The sequence below is a fragment of the Nonomuraea sp. NPDC048882 genome (assembly GCF_040649755.1).
In the GTDB taxonomy this organism is placed as follows: Bacteria; Actinomycetota; Actinomycetes; order Streptosporangiales; family Streptosporangiaceae; genus Nonomuraea; species Nonomuraea maheshkhaliensis.
The window spans coordinates 419,472-425,551 of the sequence record NZ_JBEZGB010000011.1; the positions used below are offsets into that span (position 1 = coordinate 419,472).

Annotated in this window: 7 protein-coding genes, 1 rRNA gene and 1 pseudogene; 3 read left to right on the top strand and 6 right to left on the bottom strand. The window is 67.5% G+C overall.

Going from position 1 to position 6,080, the window contains the following annotated elements; genetic code table 11:
• Positions 1-30 precede the first annotated feature (30 nt).
• From AB0C27_RS35830 to AB0C27_RS35840, 3 genes are all read right to left on the bottom strand, one after another.
• Positions 31-828 (bottom strand): hypothetical protein, encoded by a 798-nt coding sequence (locus tag AB0C27_RS35830; RefSeq protein ID WP_357853459.1) that lies wholly within the window; start codon positions 826-828, stop codon positions 31-33.
• 378 nt (positions 829-1,206) lie between these two features.
• Complete coding sequence (locus tag AB0C27_RS35835) at positions 1,207-1,371, bottom strand: hypothetical protein (protein ID WP_357853462.1); 165 nt, start codon at positions 1,369-1,371, stop codon at positions 1,207-1,209.
• Between the two features lie 118 nt (positions 1,372-1,489).
• On the bottom strand, positions 1,490-2,044 hold the full coding sequence (locus AB0C27_RS35840; protein ID WP_357853465.1) for a carboxymuconolactone decarboxylase family protein: 555 nt from the start codon (positions 2,042-2,044) through the stop codon (positions 1,490-1,492).
• Between the two features lie 29 nt (positions 2,045-2,073).
• Between AB0C27_RS35840 and AB0C27_RS35845 the strand changes: the two genes are divergently transcribed.
• The 3 genes and pseudogenes from AB0C27_RS35845 to AB0C27_RS35855 form a co-directional block, all read left to right on the top strand.
• The gene (locus AB0C27_RS35845; protein WP_357853468.1) at positions 2,074-2,721 is read left to right on the top strand and encodes a LysR substrate-binding domain-containing protein; all 648 of its coding nucleotides are present in this window, start codon (positions 2,074-2,076) and stop codon (positions 2,719-2,721) included.
• A 362-nt stretch (positions 2,722-3,083) separates the two neighbouring features.
• The gene (locus tag AB0C27_RS35850; protein WP_357853471.1) at positions 3,084-3,722 is read left to right on the top strand and encodes an ATP-binding protein; all 639 of its coding nucleotides are present in this window, start codon (positions 3,084-3,086) and stop codon (positions 3,720-3,722) included.
• A 33-nt stretch (positions 3,723-3,755) separates the two neighbouring features.
• Positions 3,756-4,463: pseudogene (locus tag AB0C27_RS35855) on the top strand (histidine kinase); the annotation flags it as partial.
• On the opposite strand, the gene AB0C27_RS35860 reads toward AB0C27_RS35855, so the two are convergent.
• The 3 genes from AB0C27_RS35860 to rrf form a co-directional block, all read right to left on the bottom strand.
• Positions 4,445-5,029, bottom strand: a complete 585-nt coding sequence (locus AB0C27_RS35860; protein ID WP_357853512.1) for a transposase — start codon at positions 5,027-5,029, stop codon at positions 4,445-4,447. The pseudogene AB0C27_RS35855 and the gene AB0C27_RS35860 overlap by 19 nt on opposite strands.
• On the bottom strand, positions 4,942-5,577 hold the full coding sequence (locus AB0C27_RS35865) for a transposase family protein (protein WP_357853474.1): 636 nt from the start codon (positions 5,575-5,577) through the stop codon (positions 4,942-4,944). Before AB0C27_RS35865 ends, AB0C27_RS35860 begins: the two co-directional genes overlap by 88 nt.
• Before the next feature lie 427 nt (positions 5,578-6,004).
• Positions 6,005-6,080: ribosomal RNA gene (rrf, locus tag AB0C27_RS35870) — 5S ribosomal RNA — on the bottom strand; the annotation flags it as partial.

The following is a 6,080-nucleotide window of genomic DNA, read 5'->3' on the forward strand; positions in this document are numbered from 1 at the left end:
GTGGTTGGCGGAGAGAGGGCGCCTACTTCGTCAGGAAGCCGTCTTGGTGGACCAGAGTGCCTGGTCGCTGGAACTGTAGATGACAGCGTTGCCGTCGTTCTGGACGACGAGGCGGGCACCCGCGTTACCGAAGGTCTTGGTGCTCCACAGTGCCTTGCCGGCCGCGGACTTCACCACGAGGTTGCCGTCGTGCTGCATCACCGTGTAAGCGCCCGCGTTGCCGTGCGTCTGCGAGCTCCACAGCGCCTTCTTGGTGCTCATGTCGAGCAGCACGAGGTTGCCGTCGCCGCCCTGCACCAGCCGATACAGCTTGTTGGCGGACTGACGGTACTTGTTAGACTCGAGGGTCTCGTCCGCCCGCAGCGTGAAGTTGCCGGGGACCGATGCCCACAGCGCCTGGTCACTCGAGCTGTAGATGACAGCGTTGCCGTCGTTCTGGACGACGAGGCGGGCACCCGCGTTACCGAAGGTCTTGGTGCTCCACAGTGCCTTGCCGGCCGCGGACTTCACCACGAGGTTGCCGTCGTGCTGCATCACCGTGTAAGCGCCCGCGTTGCCGTGCGTCTGCGAGCTCCACAGCGCCTTCTTGGTGCTCATGTCGAGCAGCACGAGGTTGCCGTCGCCGCCCTGCACCAGCCGGTACAGGCCGTTGGGGGACTGACGGTACTTGTTGGCGGTGAGGCGCTCGCCATCGTCCAGGACAGCCGAACCGGATGCCTGTTGCACGACGCTGACGGTGACCGCCTGGGCGTTCGCGGAGACAGGGGCGAAGATCGCAACCGTGACCGCGGCCGCGGCCAGCGTCTTCACAGCGAGTTTGAGTGACATATAAATAGTCCTTTCATGAACCGTAGGTAGGTCGACAGCATTGGGTGCGGCTGTCACCAGCGGCGACCCACCTGACCATTGACACGCGGTGTGGCGCGCGCGGATGAGCCTAGCCGCACACCGCGGCAGGCAATATCCGCATTACGTCTGATTCACTGCGTATTCGGGACAGCGGAAACATCAGAAGGTCCAGGTGATTCGGCCGACCACGGTGATCAGCCAAAGCCACAGAAGTGCCGCGTGATATCACGCGGCACAGGCTGAGTCCTCGGCGTTCACGCCGGGGAGCGCGTCAAAGTTTCTCCCCGCCCGAGTTGGTCCGCGACGGACAGCTGAGGCCGCTGCGCACGCCCCGCCCGCCGAGTAACCCCCTTGCGTTCAGCGCGCCGGATGCTCCCGGGCCGGATGGCCCTCGGCGAGCATCCGGCGTACCTGCTCATGCAAGATCCCGGTGCTCGTGCCGATCTTGCGCAGGCCCCATTCCTCACCCCGCGCGTCCGCCATTGCCTCGATCAGCGCCGCGCCGGTCACCTCTTCCAGCATCGCGCGTAGCTCCGAGCGGGTTGCGCAACTCCGGCGTCGGCGACGGCACGTAACGTTCGAGACCGTCCCCGACCCGGTTGCCCGCGTGCCTATTGCTGGTTCGAGCTGTACTCCTGGTTCACATGGCGTGCTCGGTCCAGGCAAAGGGCTGGAGGGCCTCGTCCACGGGTGCGCCGGTCATCCGGTTGGCCAGCGTAGACAGGGTGTAGGTGCCGATGCCGAGGACCACCTCGAGTGCGTTCTGCTCGGTGTAGCCGTGCTCAAGGAACGAGCGCAAGGTGTCGGGAGTGACCGCTCCGGAGGTGGCGAGCACATCCAGGGTGAACAGCCGGATGGCCTCCAGCGGTGCATCGCCCAGCGGCCGCTGTTCCCGCAATGCGGCGATCAGGTCAGGGTCCGCGCCGAGGGAGGTGAGCTTGGCCGAGTGCATGGCGACGCACAGGTGGCAGCCGTTGCGGGTCGCGATGGTCATGATGAGGACCTCGCGGGCGATCGGTTCCAGGGTCGTCCTCTCGAACAGGCCACTGATCTGCAGGAAACCGTTGAGGAGTTGCGGGGAGCCGGCGAGACGGGCGACGGCCGAGGGCAGGTAGCCCTGGTGCTTGAGGACGGCCTCCATGGAGCGGCGGGCGGCGGCTGGGGCGGACTCGATCGTGTGGTCGATAAAGGTCATGACGGTTCCTTCGGCTAAATAGCCGCCGGGTGGAGTTGACCGCAGTGGGCCGGCAGCTGTACGAGGAGTTCCGGCCCGCCTGGGACCAGATCGCCGCGGCGTTCGCGCGGGCGATCGACACCGGGCGCGGCCTGACCGGCACCCTGCGGGTGGCCTTCGTCGGCGCGGCGGGCGGGCTGCTGCTCGTCGGGGCCGCCGAGTTGTTCCGCAGTCGCGTGCCGGACTGCGATGTTCGGCTCCGCGAAGCGCAGATGGTCGATCTGATGCCCTGGCTGCGCGATGGCCAGGTCGATCTTGCGCTCGGCACGTTCCCCATCGACGAGCCGGGCATCGTCACCGGTCCGGTGCTGGTGTCCGAAATGCGCATGCTCGCCGTGCCGTCCCAGCATCCATTCGCCCGCCGTACGTCGGTCTCGCTCGACGATCTGGCCAGAGTGAAGCTCCTCCAGCTACCGGACACCCTGCCCGTCTCGCTGCGAGAGGACCGAACTCCGCGTGCCACTCCTGCGGGACGGCCGATCGACCCCGGCCCCTCGGCCTCGACGTTCAACGAGATGCTCACCCTCATCAGCGACGCCCCGCCACTGCGATGGGGCCTGCTGTGGCGGACCGACGGCGCCACCGTTCGGGTCCGCGCCTTCGCCGAGGCCGCTCACGACCTGGTCACCTCCTCCTGAACGGCGGTATCCACCGTTCGGCGGACTCTTCGGTGCCTGTGGGGTTCAAGAACTCGAATCACCTCCGCCACCTGCCCGAGCATCCCCAACCGAACTCACACAAGGCCCTCTACCTGCGGATTCAGGATGAACCTCGCTCACTAAGCGTCGACGGCATGATCATTGTCGTCGCTCTCGTGGTCAGAGCGCTCCTCCGCTGCCGTAACCGTTGGGCGGAAGGTGTCACACATCCAAACGAGGCCCGGCTTCGAAGAACCAGAGGCGATGAGAGGGGCCTCGATGCGGGTGTGGCCGTTGGTAGGGCGCGAAGCCGAACTGCAGAAATCACATCGACCTTCGCCGACGGGCGGGCCGCTGGAGTCGTGATCACCGGTGAGGCGGGGGTGGGCAGGACCCGGCTGGTGCGTGAGGCGCTGTCTGTCCTGCCCTCGGATGGCCATCGGACGGTTTGGGCGGTCGCTACCAATGCCACGAGTTCCATTCCCTTCGGGGCGGCAGCCGTGCTGCTGCCGCCGGACTGGCATTCTCACGGTGATCGGCTGGCGGCGCTGACGATGATCACCTCGCAGGTGCGGGAGTGGGCGGGACAGGCCAGGGTGGTGATCGGAATCGATGACGCCCATCTGCTCGACGACGGCTCGGCGGCGGCGCTGTTGCATCTGGCTCACCAGCGGCTGGCCTTCCTGGTGATCAGCGTCCGTAGACGGGAGCGGGTGCGCGACGCGGTCAGTGCCTTGTGGGAGGAAGGCCTGGTGCACAGGATCGAGCTGCCCCCATTACCGGACGACGTGGTCGATGTGCTGCTCGATCGCGTGCTGGCCGGTCCGCTGGAGGGGTTCAGCCCGCGTGGACTCCAATACCGGCTCTGTGATGATCTTCGCTCTGGTCACCGCGCTCTGCTCGGCGGCCTGTCACGCGCGACACCCGATGGCGGTTCTGCCCATGGCGGTGGGCCTGGCCTGGGTGGCGGTGCTGATCGAGAAAGGGCCCTCGCCCGCTGACCTGCTGTACGCGGGGATGTACGTGGGCGGTGTGTGGCTGGCCGGCACGCGCTGCGCATTAGGCAACTCAGCTCCCAGCTGTCCGAACAGCGGGCCGCGCAGGCCGAACGGGAGGCCGCTTGGCAGGCCAAGGTCGCCGTCGACAGGGAGCGGGCCAGGATCGCGCGTGAGTTGCACGACGTCGTGGCCAGCAGCATGACCGCGATGGCCCTGCACGTCGGCGGGATCCGGCGGCTCCTGCGGCCCGAACAGCAGGCCGAGCGGGAAGCCCTGCTGATGGCCGAGCAGACCGGTCGCCAGGCGCTGGCCGAGCTGCACCGGCTGCTCGGCCTGCTGCGCGAACCCGGCCAGGCCGCCCCGCACACCCCGCTGCCGCGGCTGGCCGACGCCGGCGACCTGCTCGACTCGATACGGGCCGGCGGGCTGTGCGCCGAACTACGGGTTGAGGGCACCCCACGACCGCTGCCGCCGGGCATCGACCTGTCGGCCTACCGGATCCTGCAGGAAGCGATCACCAATGTCCTCAAGCACGCCGACGCCACCCGGATCGACTGCGTCATCCGGTACAGCGACCAGACCCTGCGCCTCGAGGTCGTCAACGACGGCAGCTCGAAGCGAACCGGCCTGACGGCGCCCTCGGGCGCACACGGGCTCATCGGGATGCGGGAACGGGCCACGCTCTACGGCGGGACACCGGAGGCCGGGCCCCAACCCGGGCACGGCTACCGCGTCACCGCCGTCCTTCCCCTGAACGGGCAGGCCGGAGACGGCGCAGCGGTCGTAGAAGCGAAACAGCCGCTCAGCGATGACGGTCCGGTCAGGGTTGGTGCGGGCCAGGGCGAGCAGGTCCAGCAGGTCTTCCTTTGCGTTCCACGCGGCCAGGATCGGCTTGCCGATGCGGCCGAGCGCCTGCAGGTCATCGAGACCATCGGATCCAGTTCAGAGCCGTGCATCCGGGCTGCGGAGCGGGTGAGCCGGTTGCGCAGTTCCCACTCCCGGTTACCTTTGCGCCCGCGCCGGCCGCGGATCTGGACGGTGATGCGGCGGCGGATCTCGGTGAGGGCCTGGTTGGCCAGTTGTACGACGTGGAAGTGGTCGACCACCAGACGGGCCTGCGGTAACGCGGCGCGTACGGCGGCTTTGAAGATGGTGCACATATCGATCGCGACGAAGGCCACCTGCTCGCGCCAGGTGGCATCACGCTGGTTGAGCCAGCCGGTCACGGCGGCGATGGTGCGGCCCTCGACCTGGCCGAGCAGACCCTGATCACCGGACAGGTCCACGAAGCCGGTATGCCAGCGATCCACCGCCGTCGTCCACGTGCCGGTGCTGTCATCCAGCGGGGCCGTCCCCGGCGGATCTCATCGATGCCCAGCACGGCGACCGGCCCGGGCCGGGTGGGCAGCACCCGGCGGGCGTGCTCGGTGAACGCCGCGGACACGATCGGCCAGGACACCCCGTGATCTCGCGCTGATTGGATCACCGTTCGCCCGCCATCTCCCACGGCGGCGCCTGTGGCCTGGCGTAATCGCCGGGTCAGCCGGGACCGTGCGGGGATCTGCGGCACTTGTTCGGTGAACGTCTGGCGCGGGCAGGACGCCTGGTCACAGCACCAGCGGCGCTTACGCCAGCGCAGCGCACACCCTCGCCCGGCCACCGGCAGGTCACGTGGGCTTGTGGTCACCCATTCCTTCATCCGGACCGCGGCGACCCCGCACTCCGGGCAGAACTTGGCCCGTTCATCCGCGGTGGCCAGGTGCACCACCGGTCCATCCTGCACCCCGTCAGCTGCGGCGACGACCCTTGTGACGGTCACCCCGTCCAGGCCGAGCAGCAGCGTCGTATCGTTGACCATGCTCGTGGCTTCTCTGCTGTGATCTTCTTGCCTCGACAATAAGAAGGATCATCGAGAGCCACGAGCTCTCTCCAGCCTCCAGGGCCCGGCGGACACCTCAAACCCCGATCAAGTTCGAAGAGCCGGCAAATGAGGTCTCCGGCGTTCAGGCTCTTCCTGGTCGTCGGGTCTCCGGCGTTCAGGCTCTTCTTGGTCATTGAACTCTTCGCCGGAGTCCCTTGCTTGTCCGGCTACGACACGACGTCGGCCGCACGACCCCTCACAGCAGGCCAGCCCTGGCGAGAGAGCGCCCTCATGCGCCCATGCCCAGACGTGGAGACATGAAGCTGCCTCGGAAGGCGTCAGAAGGCAGGACACCATAAAGGTCCGGACATGCAGAAGAGGGCCCCGACGCTGTGAAGCGTCGAGACCCTCTCCTCAAAAGATTGTCCGGCGGTGACCTACTCTCCCACACCCTCCCGAGTGCAGTACCATCGGCGCAGGGAAGCTTAACTTCCGGGTTC